The 21,656-nt window shown below is 66.5% G+C and carries 23 protein-coding genes; 18 read left to right on the top strand and 5 right to left on the bottom strand.

Going from position 1 to position 21,656, the window contains the following annotated elements; translation table 11 throughout:
* Positions 1-654, top strand: coding sequence for a response regulator (locus AB4083_RS00965; RefSeq protein ID WP_441605881.1), 654 nt, complete (start codon positions 1-3; stop codon positions 652-654).
* Here the strand turns inward: AB4083_RS00965 and AB4083_RS00960 are convergent, their stop codons facing one another.
* From AB4083_RS00960 to AB4083_RS00950, 3 genes are all read right to left on the bottom strand, one after another.
* On the bottom strand, positions 655-3,960 hold the full coding sequence (locus AB4083_RS00960) for a hybrid sensor histidine kinase/response regulator (protein ID WP_441605880.1): 3,306 nt from the start codon (positions 3,958-3,960) through the stop codon (positions 655-657).
* 133 nt (positions 3,961-4,093) lie between these two features.
* The gene (locus tag AB4083_RS00955; RefSeq protein WP_441605879.1) at positions 4,094-5,128 is read right to left on the bottom strand and encodes an extracellular catalytic domain type 2 short-chain-length polyhydroxyalkanoate depolymerase; all 1,035 of its coding nucleotides are present in this window, start codon (positions 5,126-5,128) and stop codon (positions 4,094-4,096) included.
* Positions 5,129-5,154: 26 nt separating this feature from the next.
* Positions 5,155-7,428, bottom strand: a complete 2,274-nt coding sequence (locus tag AB4083_RS00950; RefSeq protein ID WP_441605878.1) for a TonB-dependent receptor — start codon at positions 7,426-7,428, stop codon at positions 5,155-5,157.
* 169 nt (positions 7,429-7,597) lie between these two features.
* Between AB4083_RS00950 and AB4083_RS00945 the strand changes: the two genes are divergently transcribed.
* The 10 genes from AB4083_RS00945 (at position 7,598) to efpL (ending at position 15,378) form a co-directional block, all read left to right on the top strand.
* A complete protein-coding gene (locus AB4083_RS00945; protein WP_441605877.1) occupies positions 7,598-8,995 on the top strand; it encodes a GntP family permease in 1,398 nt (465 codons plus the stop codon).
* Positions 8,996-9,100: 105 nt separating this feature from the next.
* Complete coding sequence (locus AB4083_RS00940; protein ID WP_441605876.1) at positions 9,101-9,802, top strand: alpha/beta fold hydrolase; 702 nt, start codon at positions 9,101-9,103, stop codon at positions 9,800-9,802.
* A 136-nt stretch (positions 9,803-9,938) separates the two neighbouring features.
* Positions 9,939-11,252 (top strand): amidohydrolase family protein, encoded by a 1,314-nt coding sequence (locus AB4083_RS00935; RefSeq protein WP_441605875.1) that lies wholly within the window; start codon positions 9,939-9,941, stop codon positions 11,250-11,252.
* Positions 11,249-11,737 (top strand): GNAT family N-acetyltransferase, encoded by a 489-nt coding sequence (locus AB4083_RS00930; protein WP_441605874.1) that lies wholly within the window; start codon positions 11,249-11,251, stop codon positions 11,735-11,737. Before AB4083_RS00935 ends, AB4083_RS00930 begins: the two co-directional genes overlap by 4 nt.
* A gap of 10 nt (positions 11,738-11,747) precedes the next feature.
* On the top strand, positions 11,748-12,365 hold the full coding sequence (locus AB4083_RS00925) for a YdeI/OmpD-associated family protein (protein ID WP_441605873.1): 618 nt from the start codon (positions 11,748-11,750) through the stop codon (positions 12,363-12,365).
* Complete coding sequence (locus AB4083_RS00920; RefSeq protein WP_441605872.1) at positions 12,362-12,829, top strand: GNAT family N-acetyltransferase; 468 nt, start codon at positions 12,362-12,364, stop codon at positions 12,827-12,829. Before AB4083_RS00925 ends, AB4083_RS00920 begins: the two co-directional genes overlap by 4 nt.
* The gene (locus AB4083_RS00915; RefSeq protein ID WP_441605871.1) at positions 12,826-13,386 is read left to right on the top strand and encodes a GNAT family N-acetyltransferase; all 561 of its coding nucleotides are present in this window, start codon (positions 12,826-12,828) and stop codon (positions 13,384-13,386) included. Before AB4083_RS00920 ends, AB4083_RS00915 begins: the two co-directional genes overlap by 4 nt.
* Before the next feature lie 67 nt (positions 13,387-13,453).
* Positions 13,454-13,873, top strand: a complete 420-nt coding sequence (yiaA, locus tag AB4083_RS00910) for an inner membrane protein YiaA (protein WP_441605870.1) — start codon at positions 13,454-13,456, stop codon at positions 13,871-13,873.
* A 129-nt stretch (positions 13,874-14,002) separates the two neighbouring features.
* Positions 14,003-14,770 carry an SDR family NAD(P)-dependent oxidoreductase gene (locus AB4083_RS00905; protein ID WP_441605869.1) on the top strand — a complete coding sequence of 256 codons (768 nt, stop codon included), beginning with the start codon at positions 14,003-14,005 and terminating at the stop codon, positions 14,768-14,770.
* Between the two features lie 41 nt (positions 14,771-14,811).
* Complete coding sequence (gene efpL / locus AB4083_RS00900; RefSeq protein ID WP_441605868.1) at positions 14,812-15,378, top strand: elongation factor P-like protein EfpL; 567 nt, start codon at positions 14,812-14,814, stop codon at positions 15,376-15,378.
* Positions 15,379-15,842: 464 nt separating this feature from the next.
* Here efpL and AB4083_RS00895 read toward each other — a convergent pair whose 3' ends face one another.
* Together AB4083_RS00895 and AB4083_RS00890 are read right to left on the bottom strand one after the other, a co-directional pair.
* Positions 15,843-16,160, bottom strand: a complete 318-nt coding sequence (locus AB4083_RS00895; protein ID WP_441605867.1) for a hypothetical protein — start codon at positions 16,158-16,160, stop codon at positions 15,843-15,845.
* Positions 16,161-16,176: 16 nt separating this feature from the next.
* Positions 16,177-16,761 carry a helix-turn-helix domain-containing protein gene (locus AB4083_RS00890; protein WP_441605866.1) on the bottom strand — a complete coding sequence of 195 codons (585 nt, stop codon included), beginning with the start codon at positions 16,759-16,761 and terminating at the stop codon, positions 16,177-16,179.
* Positions 16,762-16,919: 158 nt separating this feature from the next.
* On the opposite strand from AB4083_RS00890, the gene AB4083_RS00885 reads away from it, so the two are divergent.
* From AB4083_RS00885 to AB4083_RS00855, 7 genes are all read left to right on the top strand, one after another.
* On the top strand, positions 16,920-17,279 hold the full coding sequence (locus AB4083_RS00885; RefSeq protein WP_441605865.1) for a helix-turn-helix domain-containing protein: 360 nt from the start codon (positions 16,920-16,922) through the stop codon (positions 17,277-17,279).
* Between the two features lie 2 nt (positions 17,280-17,281).
* Positions 17,282-17,716 carry a hypothetical protein gene (locus AB4083_RS00880; RefSeq protein ID WP_441605864.1) on the top strand — a complete coding sequence of 145 codons (435 nt, stop codon included), beginning with the start codon at positions 17,282-17,284 and terminating at the stop codon, positions 17,714-17,716.
* An 80-nt stretch (positions 17,717-17,796) separates the two neighbouring features.
* Positions 17,797-19,671 carry a transposase domain-containing protein gene (locus tag AB4083_RS00875; RefSeq protein WP_441605863.1) on the top strand — a complete coding sequence of 625 codons (1,875 nt, stop codon included), beginning with the start codon at positions 17,797-17,799 and terminating at the stop codon, positions 19,669-19,671.
* Between the two features lie 78 nt (positions 19,672-19,749).
* Positions 19,750-20,712 carry an AAA family ATPase gene (locus AB4083_RS00870; protein ID WP_441605862.1) on the top strand — a complete coding sequence of 321 codons (963 nt, stop codon included), beginning with the start codon at positions 19,750-19,752 and terminating at the stop codon, positions 20,710-20,712.
* A complete protein-coding gene (locus AB4083_RS00865) occupies positions 20,709-20,963 on the top strand; it encodes a hypothetical protein (protein WP_441605861.1) in 255 nt (84 codons plus the stop codon). The genes AB4083_RS00870 and AB4083_RS00865 overlap by 4 nt, the downstream gene beginning before the upstream one ends.
* A 4-nt stretch (positions 20,964-20,967) precedes the next feature.
* On the top strand, positions 20,968-21,339 hold the full coding sequence (locus tag AB4083_RS00860) for a hypothetical protein (RefSeq protein ID WP_441605860.1): 372 nt from the start codon (positions 20,968-20,970) through the stop codon (positions 21,337-21,339).
* On the top strand, positions 21,336-21,656 hold the full coding sequence (locus AB4083_RS00855; RefSeq protein ID WP_441605859.1) for a hypothetical protein: 321 nt from the start codon (positions 21,336-21,338) through the stop codon (positions 21,654-21,656). Before AB4083_RS00860 ends, AB4083_RS00855 begins: the two co-directional genes overlap by 4 nt.

Raw genomic sequence — 21,656 nt, 5'->3', positions numbered from 1 at the left:
ATGCCCACCTTCCTGATCGCCGACGACCACCCGCTGTTCCGCACCGCCCTGCGCCAGGCCGTCACGGAAAGCGTCGCCGATGGCCGCATCCACGAAGCCACCGATCTGCCCAGCGCCCTGGCCGCGCTGGCGGCGGACCCGGACACCGACCTGGTCCTGCTCGATCTCAACATGCCCGGCAGCCAGGGCCTGTCCGGACTCGCCGCCTTGCGCGGCCAGCATCCGGGCGTGGCCGTGCTGGTGGTTTCCGCGCATGACGAAGCGCGCACCGTGCGCCGCGTGCTCGACCACGGCGCCGCGGGCTTTATCGCCAAGAGTGCGTCGCCCGCGCAGATCAGCGACGCCGTGCGCAGCGTGCTGGCCGGTGGCACCTGGCTGCCGCCGGTGCTGGCGCAGGCGGTGGCTGCGCTTCCGGCCGATCCGGCCGATGCCGATCTCGCCGCGCGCCTGGCACGGCTGACCGAACAGCAATACCGCGTGCTCACCCTGCTCGGCGAAGGCCTGCTCAACAAGCAGATCGCCGACCGCCTGTCGATCCAGGAGCGCACGGTGAAAGCACACGTCACCGCGATCTTCGAAAAGCTCGGCGTGCGCAACCGCACCCAGGCCAGCGTGCTGCTGAACTCGCTGGCGCTGAGCGAACCGGCGCTGTGATCAGGCCATCGCGATCGCCAGGCGCTGCAGCACCTGCTGCATGGCCAGCGGCTTGAGCGGCTTGTAGAGCACCATCGCGCCGGCATCGAGGATGCGCTGGCGCAGCTCGCCGTCGCGGTCGGCGGTAAGGATCAGTGCCGGTACGCCAGGATGCGCGCGATGCAAGGCGCGCAGCACATCCAGGCCGGTGACGCCGTGGTCGAGGTGGTAGTCGAGCACGAACAGATCCGGCCGCCATGGCGCATCCATCGCCTGGCGCGGCTGCGCGGCGAGATGGATCTCCCAGCCCCAGCCCTGCAGCAAGGTGGCAAGCGCGGTGCGCGCGGCGGGTTCGTTGTCGAGCACCACGGCGCGACCGGTCGCCACGCCGTGCGTGACTTCCGCGGCGAGCGCCGGCACGGACACCGGTTGCGCGCGCGGCACGTCGAGATGGAACACGCTGCCACGCCCTGGCCATGAGCGCAGCCCCAGCGGATGTTCGAGCAGGGCGGCCATGCGCTGCGCGATCGACAAACCCAGCCCCAGCCCCTGCCCGCCCGCGTGGTTCAAGCGATGGAAAGCCTGGAAGATGCGCTCGCGTTCTTCCGGCGCAATGCCTGGCCCGGTATCCCACACTTCCAGCCGCAGCAGTTCGCCATGCCGGCGCAAGCCGAGCAGCACGCGGCCACGCTCCGAATAGCGCAAGGCATTCGACAGGAAGTTCTGCAGCACGCGGCGCAGCAGCAGCGGATCCGAACGCACCCACGCTTCGCTGTCCACCACGCTCAGCCGCATGCCGCGATCCAGCGCCATGGCCTGGAACTCCGCCGCGAGCGGACCGAGCACTTCGCCCAGCGCGAATTCGCGCGGCTGCGCACGCAGGCGGCCGCCTTCCAGCCGCGCGATATCCAGCAAACCGGCCAGCAGGCCTTCGGTCGCCGCGAGCGCACCTTGCAGATGGCGCACCGTGGCCGCCTCGCCACCGCGCTCGGCCAGTGCATGCGCAAACAGCTGGGCCGCATGCAGCGGCTGCATCAGGTCATGGCTGACCGCGGCGAGGAAGCGGCTTTTGGCGGTGTTCGCGCGCTGCGCCTCGGCGGTGGCGTCCGCCAAAGCGCGCGTGCGTTCTTCGACGCGCAACTCCAGCGTTTCGTTGGCGCCGCGCAGCGCGTCCTCGGCATGGCGGAATGCGGTGACGTCGGTAAAGGTGGCGACGAAACCGCCGCCGGGCATCGGGTTGCCGCGAATCTCCACCGCGGTGCCGTCGGGAAAGCTGCGTTCGGAAAGATGCCGCGTGCCGGCGCGCATATGCGTGAGGCGGCGCTGCACGCGCGCCTCGATATCGCCTGCGCCGATCATGCCGCGCGCCACGTTGTAGCGCGTCAGGTCCGCCACCGGCCTTCCCACCTGCAGCAGGCCGTCGGGATAACCGAACAGGCTCGCATAGCGGCGGTTCCACGCCACCAGGCGCAGTTCCGCGTCGACCACGCAGATACCCTGGCTCATGTTTTCCAGCGCCGCTTCCAGCACGCGCTGGTTGAAGCGCAGATCCTGCGCCGCCTCGCCGACGATGGCGGCGACGGCGTCGAGTTCGTCGCGGCGCTGCTGCCGCACCACTTCCAGCAGCAGGCGCGCGGAAGCCGCGCCGATCACCGCCGCCAGCTCGTGTTCCACCTCGGCCACGCGCGCCGCGCTGGCGAAGCCTTGCGAGGGTGCATCTTCGAACAGATGCGCCACGCGCTCGGCCGGCAGGAAGCGCGAGGCCAGCGCACGCAGTTCGTCGATGCCGATCGCGCCCACCGCCGCCGGCTTGCGCGCGCGGCCGAAGCGCGAACCGGCCACCGCGAACATCGCCACCACATTAGCCGCGAGACCGGCCGCCACCGCGCGGCCGAGGCGGCTCCATTCGCCCAGCCCGAGCAAGCCGTCCGGCGACAGCCAACGCAATCCGTACGGCCAGTGGCTCCACCACGCCGCAACTGCGGGAAACATCGCCGGCAACAGCACGTACAACCACACCAGCGTGCCCGCGGCGAGCCCGGTCGCTACCGCGCGCGGCCCCAGTTGCGGCCGATAGACCGCAGCCAGCAGCGCAGGCGCCAGCCCCGCCAGCGCGGAAAACGAAATCGCGCCGATATCGGCCAGCACATCGTTGCGCGCCAACACGCGGCTATACGCCCACGCCAGCAGGATCACCGCCAGGATCGCCACGCGGCGCTGGTTGATCACCTCGCCGCGCAGGTCGCCGTGTTCGTCGCGCCCCCAGCCCGCCTGCACGCGCAGCGGCGCGATCAGGTGATTGACCACCATCAGGCTCAGCGCCAGCGTCGCCACCACCACCATGCTGGTGGCCGCGCTCAAGCCGCCAAGAAAGGCGAGCAAGGCCAGGCCGTGCTGGCCGCGTGCCATCGGCAGCGCCAGCACGTAGAGATCCGACGGCACGCCGCTCGGCGCCAGCCACGCGTCGCCCAATCGCGCCAGCGGCAGGATCGGCAGCGCGATCAGCAGCATGTACAGCGGGAACAGCCAGCGTGCGGTACGCAGGTGCGTGCCGTCGCGGCACTCCACCACGCCGGCGTGAAACTGGTGCGGCAGGGTGAACATCGCCAGCGCGCCGAGCAGGATCATCGCGGGGAAGCCGGTGCTGTCGTGCGGTGGCGGTGCAGCAGCGGCGGCGAGGCCCGCCGGCAGCGGTGCGAACAGCAGCGTGCCCAGCGCCAGCATCGCCGCCAGCTTGAACAGCGACTCGAACGCCATCGCCAGCACCAAGCCACGGTTGTGCGCCATGGTGGAGGCGCGGCGGGTGCCGAACAGCATGGCGAACAGCGCCATCAGCAAGGCCACGTACAACGCGCTGTCCTGCCATGGCGGCGATTCCGTCACCTGGCCGCGGCCGAGCATGGCGAAACTCATCGCCACCGCTTTCAGCTGCAGCGCGATATAGGGAACGATGCCGATCAGCACCACCACCGTCACCAGTGCCGCGAGGCCGGAGTGGCGGCCGAGGCGTACCGCGATCAGGTCGGCCAGCGAGCCCGCGTTGTAGTCGCGCGCCAGTTGCACCAGCCGGCGCAGCACGGCAATGCCGAACAGGTACATCAGGATGGCGCCCACGAAGGTAGGCGGCAGCCACCAGCCGGAGCGGCTGGCCTGGGTCACGGTGCCGTAGAACGTCCAGGAAGTGCAGTGGATCGCCAGCGAGAGGGCGTAGACGATGGACCAGCGTTTTTCGAAGAGTGCTGGACGGCGTTCGCCGAGCAGGGCGACGCCGAACAGCAGGCCGAGCCAGACCAGCGCGGCAGTGGCGATGACTGTTGGGGTCAGCATCGACGCGTCGCCACCGTAGTTTGGGGTGAGCGCCAGCGAACCCCAACATCGACGCCGAGCCACACGTCCACGTTGGGGTTCGCCTGCGGCTCACCCCAACCTACGCCCAGCTCCTGCGGGCCTCGCGACATGCTCACTTTGCCGGCGGCAATCCCAGCGCTTCCACCGCACGCACCAGCCAGCGCAGCTGCACACCCTGCCGCGTGTCGTAGTTCGCTCCGGAGTATCCCCACCAATCCCAGCATGCCTGCGGATTCAAAGGCGCCATGCTGGCGCGCGTCTGAGGATACAGGACGGCTATGCCGTACACGTCCGCCCAGCGGTTGAAGCCGGCGTCCTTGACGAAGGCCTCGCCCACCGCGGTCGCGTTCTGCTTGCAGCCGTGGAAGGCCACCAGCAAACCGCAGGGCTTGCCGGCGAGGCACGAAGGCGGCAGGTAGACATAGCCTTCGTCGGCGAGGAAAGCATCGGCGCCATCGGGCTTGTAGGCGTTCTGATCGAAGCGGCGCAATTCGCCCTTGGCTTCGCTAGCGACGTGCGCCGGCTTGCCAAACAACTCGGCAAAAATCTCGCCCGCCGCATCGAAGCCGCAATGTCCGAGATATGGCGACACCGACTTGTTGCAATCGTCACCGCTCGCCGCGATCGGCAGGTTGTGGGCGAAGTCGCGTGCGCCGTCGTCATGCACCTTGAAGTTCTTCAGTGCCGGATCGGCGGCGCGCAGCTTCTCGTAGAAGCTCGCTGCGGCCTCGGCCACCGGCGGCGCCACCAGCGCATCGCCCTTGCCGTGCAGCAGGTACACCCTGCCCTTCGCCAGTGCGGCGAGTGAGCCGATCTCGCCCGCCTTGGCGCGCTTCTGCGCCTTCTCCACCAGTGCCGCTACATCGGCCGCCGGCGTGCCCTTCATGCAGGTGCTCAGCGCCACGTCGAGTTTGCCGTCGGCGCAACCATAAGGCCCGCCCGCCACCAGCGCGGCGGCGGGAAATCGCTCCGGGTAGGCCATCTGCACCTGGGTCGCCATATAAGCGCCCGAGGACAGGCCGGCCACCGCCACGCGCGATGCGTCCAGCTTCAGCTGCGGCAAGGCCGCCACGTCCGCGGCCTGCGCCGCGCCCATCGAGGCAAGCAGCGCGCACGCCGCCAGCCAATTCCCCCATCGATGCTTCATCGCCTTCCTCCGCGCCATGTCCATGCTCAGAAGTTGTAGCGCGCGCTGACATACCAGTTGCGCGGCATGCCGTAGTACGCCGTGCGGATATTGCCCACGCTGGAGAACTCCTGCCCGTCGGTCTTGTACACCTTGTTGGTGGCATTGCGCACGCCGGCGCGGAACTGCCAATGGCCATCCAGCGTGTCGTAGATACCGAACAGGCCCAGCAGGGTGTACGCCTTCTGGCTCAGCGCCGCGTAGTTGTCCACGCTCAGCCAGGTCTCGCTGCGATACGACACGTCGCCACCCAGGGTCAGCGTGCCCGCGTCGCCGATAGTGAAGCTCTGCGTCAGCGCCAGCCGGCTGGTCCACTTCGGCGAGAACGGCACGTACTTGTGCAGGTTCGGGTTGTACTGCGGATCGCCGGGGATCAATCGATGGTCGTCGAAGCGGTCGTAGCGCGCATCGAGATAACCCACCTGCGCCTGCAGGCGCGTGCCCTCGCCCAGCACCGCAGCGCCTTCGAACTCGATGCCGTCCATCTTCAGCTTGGCGGCGTTGATCACCGGGAAGGCGAAGGTCGGCGTAATCGAGCCGGTATTCTGGATCTCCGACACGCGCGCCTGGAAATCCTTGTACTCGCTGTGGAAGGCGGCGATGTTGGCCTGCAGGCGCTGGTCGGCGGAGCGCCATTTCAGGCCCAGCTCGTAGGTCCACACGTATTCCGGCGCGAACTGCGGATTGCGTGCTTCGTTGGCGTCGTTGGCGCGCCCGTTGAAACCGCCGGACTTGAAGCCGCGCGCGGCGGAAACATAGACCATGGTCTGCGGATCGAGCTGCTTCTGCAAGCTGACCGTGGGTGTCCACGCGCTCCAGCGCTTGCTCTTGTCCAGCGCCACCGTGCCGTTGAGCGCGGTGAACGGCACGCCCCAGAAGGTGCTGGTGGTGCGGTAGTAGTCCTTTTCGTCGCTGCTGTAGCGCACGCCGGCGGCCAGCGTCCACGACGGCACGAACTGCCAGTTCACATGGGCGAAGCCGGCATAGCTGGTGGTCTTCAGGTCGTCGTCGATGGTGCGCAGGAAGGTGATCTGGCGGCCGGCCAGCGCGAACAGGTCGTTGGCGTAGGCTTCCTGGTGCGAAGGCACCGTCTCGCGCAGGTAGTACAGGCCGTAGACCGCCTGCAGGTTGCTGCCGTTGTCGTACTGCAGCTGCAGTTCCTGGCTGGTCTGCTTCTGGTGGAAATCCACCCGCACGTCGCCGAGCTGGTATGGCGAGGCATCGATATCGATGTAGGAATCGCTGTTGAGCTTGCGAAACGCGCTGATGCTCTTCAGCGTCCACTGCTCGTTGAGCTTCCAGCTCAGATTGAGCGCGGCGCCTTCGTGCTTGAGCTGCTGGCCCTTGTCCGGGTCGAACGACGTGCGCGTCTGGAAGTTGTACTTCTGGTCGAGGTCCGGCTTGTACAGCACCACCGGGCCCCGCACCAGGTCGGTGCGGATCAGCGGCGACACCGGCTGGCCCAGGGTCAGGCCGGTATCCTGCTTGGTGTAGTCCAGGCTCAGCACGGCGTCGAAGCGGTCCGACGGGTGATAGCGCAGCTTGGCGCGCACCGCCTTGGTGTCTTCGTCGTTGTATTCGTGGTTGGTCGAGGGATCCTTGACGTAGCCATCCGTCTTGGTTGCCACGCCGGCGATCGAGGCCGACCACGCACCGCCCAGCGAGCCGCTGAGATAGAACTTGCCTTCGCGCCGGCCGAAGCGGCCGAACGTCACTTCCGCCGAGCCCTCGGTCTGCTCGCCCGGGTTGCGCGTGACCACTTTCACCGCACCGCCGGTGGAATTCTTGCCGTACAGCGTGCCCTGCGGGCCGCGCAGCACTTCCACGCGCTCCACGTCGAACAGATTCAGCAGCGCACCCTGGATGCGCGAGTAGTAGACGTCGTCCACGTACATGCCGACGCCGGGATCGAAGGTCTGCAGCGCGTCGGGCTGGCCGATGCCGCGGATAAAGATATTCACCGCCGAGGACGAACCGCGGCCCTGCACGATATTGAGGTTGGGCACCGCGCCCTGCAGGCCGTCGATATTCATCGCCTGCAGGTCTTTCAGGTCCTCGCCGCTGAAGGCGGTGACCGCGACCGGCACTTTTTCCAGCGACTCCTCGCGGCGCCGCGCGCTGACGGTGATCTCCTCCAGCTGCTTGGCCTCGGTCTTCTTGGCGCCAGACTGTTGGCTGTCGCTGGCCTGCTGCGCGTACAGCGGCAGGCAGGACAGGCTCACGACCAGGCCGATGGCCAGACTCAAACGCGTGCGCTTCATGGTTCCCCTCGCAATGAAGAACAGCCCCTCACCCAGGCTGCCGATGCCGGGCAATGTAGGCAGGGCCGGCCGGCGAGGCACTTGTACCTTCGTACAGTGCCGTGACCGAAGGCACCTACGGATACTCGCCGGCGTTCCGTCTTCGGTACTGCAGCGAGGAAGTCCCCGGATGTCGTTCCTGATCGTGCTGGCCGCACTGTGCTTCCTGATGCTGGCGGCGTACCGCGGCTACAGCGTGATCCTGTTCGCGCCGCTGGCCGCGCTGGGCGCGGTGCTGCTGACCGATCCCGCGCTGGTGGCGCCGATGTTTACCGGCTTGTTCATGGACAAGATGGTCGGCTTTCTCAAGCTGTACTTCCCGGTATTCATGCTCGGCGCGGTGTTCGGCAAGCTGATCGAGATGTCGGGCTTCTCCAAGGCGATCGTGGCCGGCACCATCGGCTTGCTCGGGCGCGGGCGGGCCATGCTGTCGATCGTGCTGGTGTGTGCGCTGCTCACTTATGGCGGCGTGTCGCTGTTCGTGGTGGTGTTCGCGGTGTATCCGTTCGCGGCGGAACTCTTTCGCCAGGCGGACATCCCCAAGCGGCTGATCCCCGGCACCATCGCGCTCGGCGCGTTCACCTTCACCATGGACGCGCTGCCGGGCACGCCGCAGATCCAGAACATCATTCCCACCTCGTTCTTCGGCACCACCGCCTGGGCCGCGCCGTGGCTGGGCACGCTGGGTGCGGTGTTTATCCTGGCCGTCGGCCTGAGCTACCTGGAATCGCGCCGCCGCCGCGCCGCGGCAGCCGGCGAAGGCTATGGCCAGGTGCTGGCGAACGAGCCGGCGCCGTTCGAAGGCACGCGCCTGGCGCATCCGCTGGTGGCGCTGCTGCCGCTGGTAGTGGTCGGCGTGGCCAACAAGCTGCTGGCCGATGCGATGCCGCGCCTCTACGGCGCCACGCAGTCGTTCGTGCCGGCGGTGATCGGCGAAGCCAAGCCGGTGGTGCAGGAGGTGTCCAAGCTCGCCGCGATCTGGGCGGTGGAAGGCGCGCTGCTGCTGGGCATCCTGTGCGTGCTGCTGTTCGCGTGGAAACCGGTGCGGCAGTCGTTCGCCGAGGGCAGCAAGGCCGCGGTCGGCGGCGCGCTGCTGGCCTCGATGAATACCGCGTCCGAATACGGCTTCGGCGCGGTGATCGCCGCCCTGCCCGGCTTCAAGCTGATCGCCGACGCGCTGCACGCCATTCCCAATCCGCTGGTGAACCAGGCCATTTCGATTACCGCGCTGGCCGGCATCACCGGCTCGGCCTCCGGCGGCATGGGCATCGCGCTGGGAGCGATGGCCGATACCTTCATCAAGAACGCGCAGGCCGCCGGCATTCCGATGGAAGTACTGCACCGCGTGGCGGCGATGGCTTCCGGCGGCATGGACACGCTGCCGCACAACGGCGCGGTGATCACCTTGCTGGCGGTGACGGGGCTGACCCATCGCCAGTCGTACCGGGACATTTTCGCCATCACGCTGATCAAGACGGCAGCGGTGTTCGTGGCGATCGGCGGCTATTACCTGCTGGGGCTGGTGTAGCCCCGTGGCGGGTGACGTCGCTTGCGATACGGAGCCGTGCGTTGCGCGCGGCTCTCTACCGTTCCGCCACGGCGGGACTCGTCAAAGCGAAGGGAGCGTACCGCGATGTCGATCAAACGAAGGGGTCTGGGCCTGCTGGCCCTGCTGTTGCTGATACCGGCCTTGAGCCTGCATGCCGCCTGCGTGGACAGCGTCGTGCTGGTGCACGGCAATACCGGCAGTCCCAGCGATTTCCAGAACACTTATGACGCGCTGATCCAGCACGGTTATACCGATGCGCAGATCTATGCGCCGAGCTGGGGCAATTCGCTGTGCGCGGCCTGCAATGACCATAACGGCAGCGAAGAGACGCCGGTGGCGAACGCGCTCAAGGCGGCCATCGCCAGTTCCTGCACCGGGCGCATCGATGTGCTCGGCCATTCGATGGGCGCCACGCTGGCAGCGCGCGAGATCGACAAGCTCGGCGTGTCGGGCAAGGTCGATGTGTTTGTCGGCATTGCCGGTGCGTTCCATGGCTTGTGGTCGTGCGGCAGCTATCCGTTCAACGTGATCACCAGCACCTGCGGCTATTGGGGGCTGTCGGTGGGCAGTCCGTTCCTGAGCGGCATCGCGGGGCATCGCTTCGGGCAGAAGATGTATTCGATCAAATCGTGGATCGATGAGATCAATTGCTATGGCGGGGTGTGCACGGTGGGCGGGGTGCATACGTCGAGCATCGATGGCGAGACGGGCAGCCTGACGTATGCGTATGGGCATTATGGTTTGCTGTGGTACACGGCGGCCGATCAGGTGTCGCTGTTGCAATAGCTCCCAGTGTAGGTTGGAGTGAGCAACGCGAACTCCAACACCGGCCTGGCCGCAGCGACCGTTGGGGTTCGCTGCGCTCACCCCAACCTACGCCACTCCTCGCTATCATCGGGCACTTCCACCGAAGGAAGCCCGCATGCCCCCGCGCCGGAAAACCCGCCTGCTCGCCGTCCTGCTCGCCTGGGCATCGCTGCCGGCCGCCGCCGGTGACGTCCTGCTGGTGCCCGACCGCGTCTGGACCGGCGAAGGCAACCAGGCCCATGCCGGCTGGGCCGTGCTGGTGCACGACGGCGCCATCGCCGCCGTCGGCCCGGCTTCCGGCATCCAGGCACCAGCCGGCGCGCGCCGCGTCGAACTGCCCGGCGCCACCCTGCTGCCCGGCCTGATCGACCTGCACTCCCACCTCTTCCTGCATCCGTACAACGAAACGCTGTGGAACGACCAGGTGCTGAAGGAAGCGCAGGACTACCGCACGCTGGCAGCCGCCGCGCACGCGCGCGACACCCTGCTGGCCGGCTTCACCGCGCTGCGCGACCTGGGCACGGAAGGCGCGGGCTATGCCGATGTGTCGGTAAAGCGCGCGATCGACGAAGGCTTGATCCCGGGCCCGCATCTGTTCGTGGCCACGCGCGCCATCGTCGCCAGCGCCAGCTACGGCCCCGGGCCGCGCGGCTTCCGGCCGGACCTGGACCTGCCCGGCGGCGCCCAGGAAATCAGCGGCGCGGACGAAGCCATGCGTGCGGTGCGCGAACAGGCCGGCCACGGCGCGGACTGGATCAAGCTGTACGCGGATTACCGGGTCGGCCCTGGCGGCAGCACCGCGCCCACGCTGACCGCGGCGGAGCTGAAAGCGATCGTCGACACCGCCCATCTGTCCGGCCGCCCGGTTGCCGCGCATGCGGCCAGCGACGCCGGCGTGCGCATGGCGGTGGAAGCCGGCGTAGACAGCATCGAACATGGCTACGGCGCCAGCGAGGCGACCTTCCGCCTGATGAAGCAGCGCGGCGTGGCCTACGAGCCGACGCTGACCGCGGTGGAATCCACCGCCGAATATTTCGAGCACTACGTGCCCGGCAAGAGCGAGCCGACCGCGCGCATGCAGGAAGCCGGGCGCGCGTTCCGCAGCGCGATGAAAGTCGGCGTGACCATCGGCAACGGCAGCGACGTGGGAGTGTTCGCGCACGGCAGCAACTGGCGCGAGCCGGCGGCCATGGTGCGTGCGGGCATGACGCCGGCGCAGGCGCTGCATGCTGCTACCGACGTGGCCGCGCGCATCCTGCGCGAGCAGGATCGCTTCGGCCGCATCGCGCCCGGCCTGCGCGCGGACCTTGCGGCATTCGCCGGCGACCCGAGCGAGCGCATCGACGATCTGCAGCATCCGGTCTTCGTGATGAAGGACGGCAGCATCTACCGCGACCCCGACGACAAGAACCCCCATAGCCAGCCATGAGCCAGACTTTCCTGATCCGCCCCATCGAGCCGCGCGACGATGCCGACGTCGCCGCGATCATCCGCGCCGTGATGCCGGAGTTCGGCGCCGACGGCCCCGGCTTCGCCATCCACGATGCCGAGGTCGATGCGATGCATGCCGCGTATGCGCGACCGCGCAGTGCCTACTTCGTGGTCGAGGTGGATGACCGGGTGATCGGCGGCGGTGGCGTGGCGCCGCTGGAGAACGGCGGCGAAGACGTCTGCGAACTGCGCAAGATGTACTTCCTGCCCACTGCGCGCGGCATCGGCGCCGGCAGCGCGATGATGGAGCGCTGCCTGGACGCTGCCCGCGCGCTCGGTTTCAGGCGCTGCTATCTGGAAACGCTCACCGGCATGGACGCGGCGCAGGCGCTGTACCGGCGCAGCGGCTTCACCACGCTGGAGGGGCCGATGGGCGGCACCGGGCATTTCAGTTGCGACCAGTTCTTTATCCGCGAGCTGTGAGGACAGCGCCATGAGCAGCCACGATCCGCGTATCGATGCGTATATCGCCAAGTCCGCCGAATTCGCGCGGCCGATCCTGGAACATATCCGCGCGACCGTGCACGCCGCCTGCCCCGCGGTGGAAGAAACGCTGAAATGGAGCATGCCGTACTTCAGCTACCAGGGCGCGCTGATGTGCGGCATGGCGGCGTTCAAACAGCATGCCAGCCTGCATTTCTGGCATTACAAGGAGTTGTTCGGCGTGGCGGATGAAAGCGTGGGCGAAGGCGCGGGCGAAGGCATGGGCCAGTTCGGCAAGCTCGCTTCGGTGCGCGATCTGCCTTCGAAAAAAGAACTCACTGTCCACATCAAGAAAGCGATGGCACTGATCGAAGGCGGCGCCAGGCGCGCACGCCCGAAAACAGCAGCGAAACCGGCGCCGGCCGTGCCCGAAGACCTCGCCGCCCTGCTCGCGCAGAGAAAGCACACTGCCGCGCGCAAGACCTTCGACGGCTTCAGCGCAAGCATGCAGCGCGAATACGTCGAGTGGATCAGCGAGGCCAGGACCGACGCCACCCGCCAGAAACGCCTCGCCGCCACCCTGGAGTGGCTGGCCGAAGGCAAGCAGCGCAACTGGAAGTACATGTGAATACGCGACCCCAGCTCAGCTTCGCCGTCGAGGATCCGGGCACGCCGGACATCCTGCCGCTGACCCAGCAATTGGACGGCTATCTGGCGGAGCTCTATCCCACCGCCAATATCCAGCCGGTGGCGCTGGATGAACTGCGCCGCGCCCATGTCACCTTCGTCACGGCGCGCGTGGACGGCACCCCGGTGGCCTGCGGCGCCTGCGTCGACGAAGGCGATTACGTCGAGGTGAAGCGCATGTACGTGCTGCCGGCCTGCCGTGGACTGGGCCTGGGCAAGCAGTTGCTGGAAGCGTTGGAACAGCACGTGCTGGCTCGCGGCGGCCGCATCATCCGCCTGGAGACCGGCACCGCCCAGGCCGAGGCGCTGGAGCTGTACGGGCGCGCCGGCTATCACCGCTGTCCGCCGTTCGGCGACCATCGCACCAATCCGCAGAGCGTCTGCATGGAGAAAATACTCGCATGATCCGCATCGCCGTACCCGAAGATGCCGCCGCGATCCATGCCATCTACACGCCGCACGTACTGCAGGGCATGGCCACGTTCGAGACGGAACTGCCCGGCGCGGCCGCGATGCGCGAGCGCATCGTCGCGCGCCTGCAGCACTATCCGTGGCTGGTGTGGGAGGAACAGGGCCGCCTGCTCGCCTATGCCTATGCCAGCCGCTTCCGCGAGCGTGCGGCCTACGACTGGATCGCCGAAACCTCGATCTACGTGCACGAGGATGCGCAGCGCCGCGGCATCGCGCGCAAGCTCTACGGCGTGCTGCTGGACGCCATGCTTCTGCAGGGCATCAACCAGGCCGTCGGCGTGATCACCATGCCCGGCGCAGCCAGCGTGACGATGCACGAATCGATGGGCTTCGCGCCAGCCGGCATCTGGCGCAAGGCCGGCTACAAACTCGGGCAATGGTGGGATGTGGGCGTGTGGCAGAAGGAATTGCAGGCGCCGGTAGTGCCGCCGCCGGCGGTGATCCCGTTCGCCCGATTGCGCGAACAGGCCGCGTGGAAGGCGCTGCTGTAGCAAATGGCGCGGCTTCGATTAGGATGGCCGCGCCGCCCCACCGGGGCACCCACGCAAAGGAACTGCCATGAAACAGCTGCCCCAGAAACCCTCGCCCGCTTTTATCGCCGTGTCCTGGGCGGCGCTGCTGGCCGGTTTCTTCGCCTTCGTGACCGGCCTGTGGAACGCCGGCATGCAGCTCAACGAGAAGGGCTATTACTTCACCGTGCTGATGTACGGCCTGTTCTCCGCGGTGTCGGTGCAGAAGAGCGTGCGCGACCGCCTGGAAGGCATTCCGGTCACCAATATCTATTACGGCCTGAGCTGGGTCTCGGTGCTGCTGAGCATCGTGCTGCTGGTGGTGGGCTTGTGGAATGCCACGCTGGCGCTGAGCGAGAAGGGCTTCTACGGGATGTCCTATGCACTGGCGCTGTTTGCGGCGATCGCGGTGCAGAAGAACACGCGTGACAGCCAGGCGGCTGGCGGTAGCGACTACGCGGCGGAATAAGCCGCTCTTTCCAGCTTCGGCGCGGGTTGGGGCGAGCCGCGGGCGCCCCCCCCAACCCACGCCCTGAACAAGCGCCGCCCCCGGCTCCTCGGCTACCATTCCGCTTTTCGGCATTCCCGAGGACACCCCATGCAGCTCCAGCAGGTCAAGGCGATCATCACCGGCGGCGCCTCCGGTCTCGGCTACGCGGTGGCGCAGCGGCTGGTGGCCGCCGGCGGCCAGGTCGCGCTGTTCGACGTGAACGAGGAAAAAGGCCAGGCCGCGGCCACGGCGCTCGGCGCCAGCGCCCGCTTCCTGCGCACCGACGTCACCTCCGAAGACGGCGTGTCGGCCAACGTGGCCGCCGCGCGCGATGCCATGGGCGGCCTCAACGTGGTGATGAACTGCGCCGGCATCCTCGGCGCCGGCCGTGTGCTGGGCAAGGAAGGCCCGATGCCGCTGGGCACCTTCGCCAGCACCGTGATGGTCAACCTGGTGGGCAGCTTCAACGTGGCCAAGGCCGGTGCGGCCCTGATGCAGTCCAACGAAGCAGGCGAGGACGGCGAGCGCGGCGTGATCCTCAACACCGCCAGCGTCGCCGCCTATGAAGGCCAGATCGGCCAGGCTGCGTATTCGGCCTCCAAGGGCGGCGTGGTCGGCATGACCCTGCCGATGGCGCGCGAGCTGTCGCGCTTCGGCATCCGCGTGGCGACCATCGCGCCGGGCATCTTCTGGACCCCGATGGTCGACGGCATGCCGGCGCAGGTGCAGGAGGCGCTGTCCGCCTCGATCCCGTTCCCGTCGCGCCTGGGCAAGCCGGAGGAATTCGCTGAGCTGGTCGCCTTCATCCTCACCAACCGCTACATCAACGGCGAGACCATCCGCCTGGATGGCGCGGTGCGCCTGCAGCCGAAGTGAGCGCCTGAGCGCTCCCCCTTTCCCTCATCTCCGGTCATCCCATGAAAGCTTCCGACGTCAAGAAAGGCAACGTGATCGAGCACGAAGGCTCGGTCTACCAGGTGCGCGACATCGAGCGCAGCTCGCCCACCGCGCGCGGCGGCAACGTGACGTTCCGTTTCACCCTGTATTCGATCCCCGGCGCGCGCAAGTACGACCTCAGCCTGCGCGCGGACGACGACCTGAAGGAAATGGACCTGGTGCGCCGCGCCGCCAACTATTCCTACAAGGACGACCAGGCGTTCGTGTTCATGGACGCGGAGGACTACACGCAGTACCTGCTCGGTCCGGAACTGGTCGGCGACAACGCCGGCTATATCGTCGAGGACACCGAAGGCTTCTACGTGCAGCTGATCGACGACGCACCGGTGGGCCTGCAGGTGCCGACCAGCGTGATGCTGGAAGTGGTGGACACGGCGCCGGAACTGAAGGGCTCCAGCGCCACCAAGCGCACCAAGCCGGCCAAGCTCAGCACCGGCGTGGAAATCCAGGTGCCGGAATACATCACCAACGGCGAGAAGGTGTGGGTGAACACCACCACCGGCGAATTCGGCGGCCGCGCTTCGTAAACCAGACGCGCAAAAAAAGGCCCGTGAAAACCACGGGCCAAAATGGGCATCACCCGATTCACCCTTGGGAGGCCGTCGCGCCGAAGCGCGCCAGCCTCCCCCTTGCTGCGCGGGCCGCGCGCTCCCGGTCGCGCGGCTCCGCTTTGATCTGGTACCTCCACTGCCCAGTGAAACCCTTCTCCCTCCGGGAGAAGGTGGCGGCAGCCGGATGAGGGTTCGGGCGAAACGCAACGCACCACTCCGCCTGTTGGGGGACACCCGGATTGAGGAATCGGGATCAGGCGGAAAATAAAGGGACGAATCGGGACGAAACCGCATAGGTGCGCGGGTTCCGGGGCCCGGCTGAGGTGGGCATCGCCCTACATGCCAGGTTTGCAAAATGGCTCGGAATAGCCGGCCCCGGACACTACGTTTGCGAAATGAAGGCGAATCCAAAGCCCGCTTCACACGCCTTTAAAGCGCATTCAACGCGCCGGCGGCGTATCGGGCAGGTCACATGCCTCCACCACCCGCGTCGCCATCGTGCTCAGGCGACCTTCCAGCTCCTCCAGTTCGCACAGACCAAGCCCGGTGATGGCTTCACAGCCCTTTCCGTACACGAAGCCGGCTACTGCCTCCTCTAGCCCGTACTGCGCGGCCAGATAGCGACAGCGGGAGATCAAATACTTTCGCCGGATTGTGCCGATCGGTCCTTGCCGCGGGCGGTGTTCCGCTTGCTGCTGACCGAGAACCTGTTTAATTGCCCGTTCCATGCGCGCTTGGGTGCGCTTTTCGTATTCCATGATTGACCCCTGAAACTCATTCGGTTTGCGGTTTCCGGGCTATTGCAAGGATACGGTCCAGCGCTTCTCCTGCTGCGTCTTCAGCAGCGCCACGCGCCAGATCCCGGAACGTGATGCGTACCAATTCGGCGAACTGGTCGGACGAGACCTGTTGGCGGATGCCGAACTTGCCCAGCACCTCCTCCGTAATCCGAACCGCCGTCGTCAATAAGCCCAGCTCCATCGCAGCATCCTGCGCTCTCACAGGCTGAGAACCCTTATCTGAAGCGGTTTTGCGAAGGGCGCCCTCCGCCTGAGCGGCCGGCCGGTCATCCGCCATCCAAGGCATATCCGTCAAGCGTCTCGGCAGGCCGCCTCCGACCAATATCCAGGTCGGATTCCAGCCCTTCCAGCACAGTTTGCGGAGCCCGTCGGCGCCCAATTCACGAACGCCACGCTCCCAGCGGCCGTAGGTCGTTTTGGAAACACCCAACTCCCTGGCCATCTCGGGCTGTGACTTCGACCCCCGAATGGACGCCAGCCGCTGACCAATCTGCTCCCAATCGGGGTTCGCAGTTTCCTTTTCCGAAGCACGAAGCGATCCGGCGTCTTTTTCCGTCATTTCGCGCTTTCCATAAGTGTTTGTTTCATAACAAGTAGAGGGCTCTACTTTTGACAAAATTCCCGATTGGGAAGTGCGAAGCCCGAATGGGCTTGCCTACGATTCCCAAACGGGGCTAATCTATGCGCCGTAGACATGACCAAGGGGACCACTCAGACATGACCACAAGCGCCGCGCCGAAAAAGCCAGCCTCGAAGGACTGGCATCCGGCCGATGTGATCGCGGCCCTGCGTAAAGCCGGCTGGTCACTGCAACAGCTGGCCTTCCATCACGGCTATACCGCCCGAACGGCCCTGGCGAACGCCCTGCACCGTCCGTATCCCAAGGCGGAGGCGATCATCGCCGACACCTTGACTGTGAAGCCTGGCGACATATGGCCAAGCCGCTACGAAGCCGACCAGGTCACGCCCAACCGGGGAACGCCTGGTGCGAAGCCGCGGCGCCCCGATCACGTCAAGCTCGTCCAGCCTACCACCCGAGGCCGCGGGCGCGATAACCAAACGGGGGCGCGGAAATAGATATGCGCCGCCGCGATCCCAACAATTTGGACCTCTTCGAGGTTCCGCGCCCGGCCGCAACTCTGCCCGGCTCGATGGACTACCGCACGACTGTCGCCCACCTGCTGAGCGAAATGTTTCGTGAGTCTGGCAAGGACCGCCAATCGGTCGCGGCTGATATGACCCGCCTCGCGGGGAAAGAAGTCAGCAAGTACATGCTCGACGGCTACACGGCCGAGAGCCGAGACGAATTCAACATCCCGGCTTACCTCATGCCGGTCGCCGAGGCGGCCTGCCAATCGTTCATCTACTCCAACTGGCTGGCCAGTGTCAGGGGCGGCCGCCTGCTGATCGGACAAGACGCCCTGGCTGCAGAGCTTGGACGCATCGAACGAGAGCGAGACGAGCTTGCAACGCGGGCTCGATACCTCCGCGAAACTCTCCGGAGGGGTTCTTGATGCCTGACGGTAGTTCTACACATGCCGTGGACCTCTGCGCGATCGCTGATGCCCTGGGGCTTACTAAGCGTGCGGTAGAAATGCGCGCGACCCGCGAAGGCTGGAGCTATCAAACCAGGGCAGCACGTGGTGGGCAGCGACGCATATTCGATCTTGCGCTGCTTCCTGCGCCGGTGCAGGCCGCTGTCCTGCTTCGCAACCGGGCGCAACAGCCAGCAGCCCCCTCCAGACCCAGCGCTGATAGAACGGCGGAGGCTGCTGCATCGGCCTGGCGACATTACGAGTTGGTGAAAGCGCCGCAGAAGGATGAGGCAGCCCGTCGCCTTAAGGCTCTGCATGCCGTTCGCAAATTAATCAGCGGTGGAATGCCGATCATGCAGGCGCGCACGCTGATCGCCGACCAGTTGCAGCGCGAAGGTGTTCGCGGAGCTAGCGCCGCCAGCATCGCGCGCTGGCAGGCGATCGTCGAGAAGGCGCCCGCATCGGATTGGCTGGCGCTACTCGTACCGCACTACACCGGGCGTACAGCCACTGCAGAGATCGATCCCGAGGCATGGGAGCTGTTCAAAGCGGACTACCTGCGTCTGGAACAGCCTACCGCGAGCAGCTGCTACGACCGCCTGATGCGCATTGCGAAAGGGCGCGGCTGGACGCTCCCTAGTCTCAAAACGTTTACGCGCCGCATCGAGCGCGAGCTACCGCGCGCGGTGCGTCTGTTGGCGCGAGAGGGCGAGGAGGCATTGATGCGTTCCTATCCGGCGCAGGAGCGTGACCGCAGCATGTTCGTGGCCCTCGAAGGGGTGAACGCCGACGGTCACCGATGGGACGTCCGCGTGCGCTTCCCAGACGGCAGCGAGGGGCGCCCATGCATCGTCGGCTGGCAGGACCTGTACAGCGGGAAGATCCTGGCATGGCGACTCTGCGATCACGAGAGCAGCGACGCAGTGCGTCTGAGCTTCGGCGACGTGCTGCGCAACTACGGTGTCCCGGGGAACGTTTGGCTCGATAACGGCCGTGCCTTCGCGAGCAAGTGGATGACGGGCGGAACACCGACCCGCTACCGCTTCAAAGTCCGCGAGGAAGACCCTGCTGGTCTGATTACCGTACTCGTCGGCGAAGACAACGTGCATTGGGTAACGCCGTATCACGGCCAGGCTAAGCCGATCGAGCGCGCATGGCGCGACTTCTGCGATCGCATCGCCAAGCACCCGGCTTTTGCCGGCGCCTATGTCGGCAACAACGTGATGAACAAACCTGCGAACTACGGCAGCCGCGTTATTGAATGGGACGAGTTCGAGCGGACCGTAACCAGCGAAATCCATGAGCACAACGCCCGACAGGGGCGCCGGACCAAGGTTTGCAATGGCCGCAGCTTCGACCAGGTCTTTAGCGAAAGCTACGCCAAGAATGCCGTGCGGCGCGTCAGCGAAGAACAGTTGCGGCTCCTGCTCCTCGCCGCCGAGGCAGTCACAGCCAGCGCGATCGATGGCAGTGTGCGCCTCGCCGGCAATCGGTACTGGACCGAGCAGCTGAGCGAGCATGCCGGTCGCAAGGTTGTGCTGCGCATCGATCCCTGGCGCCTGCAGGGCGAAGCGCACGTATATGCACTGGATGGAACATTCATCGCTACGGCGCCTTGCACGGCTGCGGTGGGCTTCGCAGACGTCAACGCTGCGCGCGAACACATGCGCGGCCGCAAGCAATATCGAAAAGCTGCCAAGGCCATGCTCGACGCCGAGCGCCTGATGGACGCCGCACAGGTTGCCGCGCAGTTGCCGCCAACCAGCGCCCCGGCGATGCCGAACGCGGCAGTAATCGCGCCTGTGTTCGGCTTGCACGGCAAGAAACCCGACACCCAGCGCGAGCGGTTCGCCGCGACCGGGACGGAGGGGCCAAGCACGTTGGACCTGCTCATGTTCGAGCGGGCCAAGCAACGCAAAGAAAGCGAGATCTAGCGCCGCAGCGGCGTTGGCGCGCCGCTGCGACTAGGAAACGGCAGTACCCACTAACCACCCATACGCAAGGGGAGCAAAATGAGCGACACCGCATCCGTAACCGCAATCTACCAGGGCGACAATGAGCTGCGCGAGGTGGTCCGTTCGACCATGACCGCCGACAAGCGGCTCAGCCAGGCGAGTCTCGCCAAGGAGGCCGGATTCAGCGCAGCGACGCTGAATCAGTGGATCAACGGGAAGTATCAGGGCGACAACGACGGCATCGAGCAGAAGTTGCGCCTGTGGCTTGAGGCGTACACGAACCGCCGGGCCGCTGGCGGGCAGATGCCGGAAGCCCCCGGCTACGTCGACACGCCGACGGGCGGCCGCGTCCTCGGAGCACTCGGCTACGCACAAATGGCCGGTGATATCGCCGTGATCCACGGCTCTGCCGGCGTCGGCAAGAGCGAGGCCTGCAAGCACTATCAGAAGAGCAGTCCGAATGTGTGGATCGCCACGATGGCGCCAAGCACATCGGGCGTGGTGACGGCCCTGGAGGAGATCTGCGACGCCCTTGGCCTGGCACCTGGTGGCGGCGCCCGCCGTATGTCCCGGGCGATCGCAAAGCGCGTGAAGGATACGAACGGGCTGATCGTCGTCGACGAATCCCAGCACCTCTCAACGCAGGCGCTCGACGAGATCCGCAGCATCCACGACGCCACTGGCGTGGCTATCGCATTCGTAGGCAACGACGGCGTGTTCGCGCGCATGGTTGGCGGCCGAAACGCCCAGCAGCTGGACCGCTTGGCCAGTCGCGTCGGCAAGCGCCTCAGTCTCAAGAAGCCGACGGAGACCGACGTGGTGGCGCTGCTCAAGGCTTGGGGAATCGACGACGCCAAGTGTCGCGACGCGCTGTTCTCGATCGCCAGCGAAGGTGGCGCTCTGCGCTCGCTTACCAAGGTGTTGCGCCTCGCCAGCATGCATGCCGCCGCCGAGGCACGTCAGGTCTGCTGCGAAGACGTGCGCGCCGCCGCCCAGGAACTGACCGGGAGCGTGAAATGAGCACTTTCGCTCGTCACGTCATCAAGGGGCCGGCCGCCTATCTGATCATCCGGCAGGCCAGGAAGGTCTCGGAGAGCAGCGGCCGAGCCATCTACCAACTGGGCAACGACGCGACGGACCTCGGGGTCTACGACAGCCGTGCTGAGACGTTGGTGGTGCTCGATGCTCCTGGTCTCGTGGCTCTCGCCATGACCGAGGTCACCAGCGACCGGCCGGCCGAACAGTCCGGCGGCATCGACATGCTGGCGTAGTGCCATGCAGGCCGACCTGTTCTGCGGCAAAGAGCTGACTCCCGACTCGGTGCTGGCCGTACTGCAGCACTGCGTCGGCGAGACCAAGGGGCGCACCGCCGAGGAACTGGCGCGCGCAGTCACCGGCCGAACCAGCCTCGCCGACCAGCGAAAGCTGCGCCAGGTGATCGAAGCGCTTCGCTCCGCTGGTCACCGTGTCTGCGCCAATCCGACGCACGGCTACTTTCTGGCCGCTAACGAGGCCGAGCTGGACAGGGAGTGCGGCTTCCTCCTCGACCGCGCCAACACATCCATCCGCCAGGTCGCTGCCATGAGGCGTGTGGCCATGCCGGACTTACGCGGGCAGCTTGGCCTGCCCTTGGAGACCAACCCATGAATACGCTGGAAGAGGTCAAGAAGAACATCGACATGCGGCTGCGCGCCCAAAGCGTCGAACTGCAGGAGACCGTTCAGAAGGCGGCACAGTGCATCGTCCATCTGATGGAACAGGGCTGCACGATCCAGCAGCTCACTGTGCGCCCGGACTACGCCGTCATCGATATCGATCAGCCTGGCGAATGGCTGAAGGGGTCGATTCTCCTCAGCCGCATCAACGGCCGCTACCGCGAGCTGGTGAGGGTGACCAAGGTGCGTGGTTGCCAGGTGCAATGGATCGAGCGCGAGGCCCACCCGCTCCTGCAGAGGGAGGGCTGA

This window comes from Dyella sp. 2RAB6 (assembly GCF_052115385.1).
Classification (GTDB): Bacteria; Pseudomonadota; Gammaproteobacteria; order Xanthomonadales; family Rhodanobacteraceae; genus Dyella_D.
This window is presented reverse-complemented; position numbering and strand designations above follow the sequence as displayed.

What these genes read in the sequence shown, in the direction of transcription:
- AB4083_RS00965 (WP_441605881.1), top strand. Translation starts at nt 1, where the DNA reads ATGCCCACCTTCCTGATCGCCGACGACCACCCGCTGTTCCGCACCGCC.
- AB4083_RS00960 (WP_441605880.1), bottom strand. Translation starts at nt 3,960, where the DNA reads ATGCTGACCCCAACAGTCATCGCCACTGCCGCGCTGGTCTGGCTCGGC.
- AB4083_RS00955 (WP_441605879.1), bottom strand. Translation starts at nt 5,128, where the DNA reads ATGAAGCATCGATGGGGGAATTGGCTGGCGGCGTGCGCGCTGCTTGCC.
- AB4083_RS00950 (WP_441605878.1), bottom strand. Translation starts at nt 7,428, where the DNA reads ATGAAGCGCACGCGTTTGAGTCTGGCCATCGGCCTGGTCGTGAGCCTG.
- AB4083_RS00945 (WP_441605877.1), top strand. Translation starts at nt 7,598, where the DNA reads ATGTCGTTCCTGATCGTGCTGGCCGCACTGTGCTTCCTGATGCTGGCG.
- AB4083_RS00940 (WP_441605876.1), top strand. Translation starts at nt 9,101, where the DNA reads ATGTCGATCAAACGAAGGGGTCTGGGCCTGCTGGCCCTGCTGTTGCTG.
- AB4083_RS00935 (WP_441605875.1), top strand. Translation starts at nt 9,939, where the DNA reads ATGCCCCCGCGCCGGAAAACCCGCCTGCTCGCCGTCCTGCTCGCCTGG.
- AB4083_RS00930 (WP_441605874.1), top strand. Translation starts at nt 11,249, where the DNA reads ATGAGCCAGACTTTCCTGATCCGCCCCATCGAGCCGCGCGACGATGCC.
- AB4083_RS00925 (WP_441605873.1), top strand. Translation starts at nt 11,748, where the DNA reads ATGAGCAGCCACGATCCGCGTATCGATGCGTATATCGCCAAGTCCGCC.
- AB4083_RS00915 (WP_441605871.1), top strand. Translation starts at nt 12,826, where the DNA reads ATGATCCGCATCGCCGTACCCGAAGATGCCGCCGCGATCCATGCCATC.
- yiaA (WP_441605870.1), top strand. Translation starts at nt 13,454, where the DNA reads ATGAAACAGCTGCCCCAGAAACCCTCGCCCGCTTTTATCGCCGTGTCC.
- AB4083_RS00905 (WP_441605869.1), top strand. Translation starts at nt 14,003, where the DNA reads ATGCAGCTCCAGCAGGTCAAGGCGATCATCACCGGCGGCGCCTCCGGT.
- efpL (WP_441605868.1), top strand. Translation starts at nt 14,812, where the DNA reads ATGAAAGCTTCCGACGTCAAGAAAGGCAACGTGATCGAGCACGAAGGC.
- AB4083_RS00895 (WP_441605867.1), bottom strand. Translation starts at nt 16,160, where the DNA reads ATGGAATACGAAAAGCGCACCCAAGCGCGCATGGAACGGGCAATTAAA.
- AB4083_RS00890 (WP_441605866.1), bottom strand. Translation starts at nt 16,761, where the DNA reads ATGACGGAAAAAGACGCCGGATCGCTTCGTGCTTCGGAAAAGGAAACT.
- AB4083_RS00885 (WP_441605865.1), top strand. Translation starts at nt 16,920, where the DNA reads ATGACCACAAGCGCCGCGCCGAAAAAGCCAGCCTCGAAGGACTGGCAT.
- AB4083_RS00880 (WP_441605864.1), top strand. Translation starts at nt 17,282, where the DNA reads ATGCGCCGCCGCGATCCCAACAATTTGGACCTCTTCGAGGTTCCGCGC.
- AB4083_RS00875 (WP_441605863.1), top strand. Translation starts at nt 17,797, where the DNA reads ATGCGCGCGACCCGCGAAGGCTGGAGCTATCAAACCAGGGCAGCACGT.
- AB4083_RS00870 (WP_441605862.1), top strand. Translation starts at nt 19,750, where the DNA reads ATGAGCGACACCGCATCCGTAACCGCAATCTACCAGGGCGACAATGAG.
- AB4083_RS00865 (WP_441605861.1), top strand. Translation starts at nt 20,709, where the DNA reads ATGAGCACTTTCGCTCGTCACGTCATCAAGGGGCCGGCCGCCTATCTG.
- AB4083_RS00860 (WP_441605860.1), top strand. Translation starts at nt 20,968, where the DNA reads ATGCAGGCCGACCTGTTCTGCGGCAAAGAGCTGACTCCCGACTCGGTG.
- AB4083_RS00855 (WP_441605859.1), top strand. Translation starts at nt 21,336, where the DNA reads ATGAATACGCTGGAAGAGGTCAAGAAGAACATCGACATGCGGCTGCGC.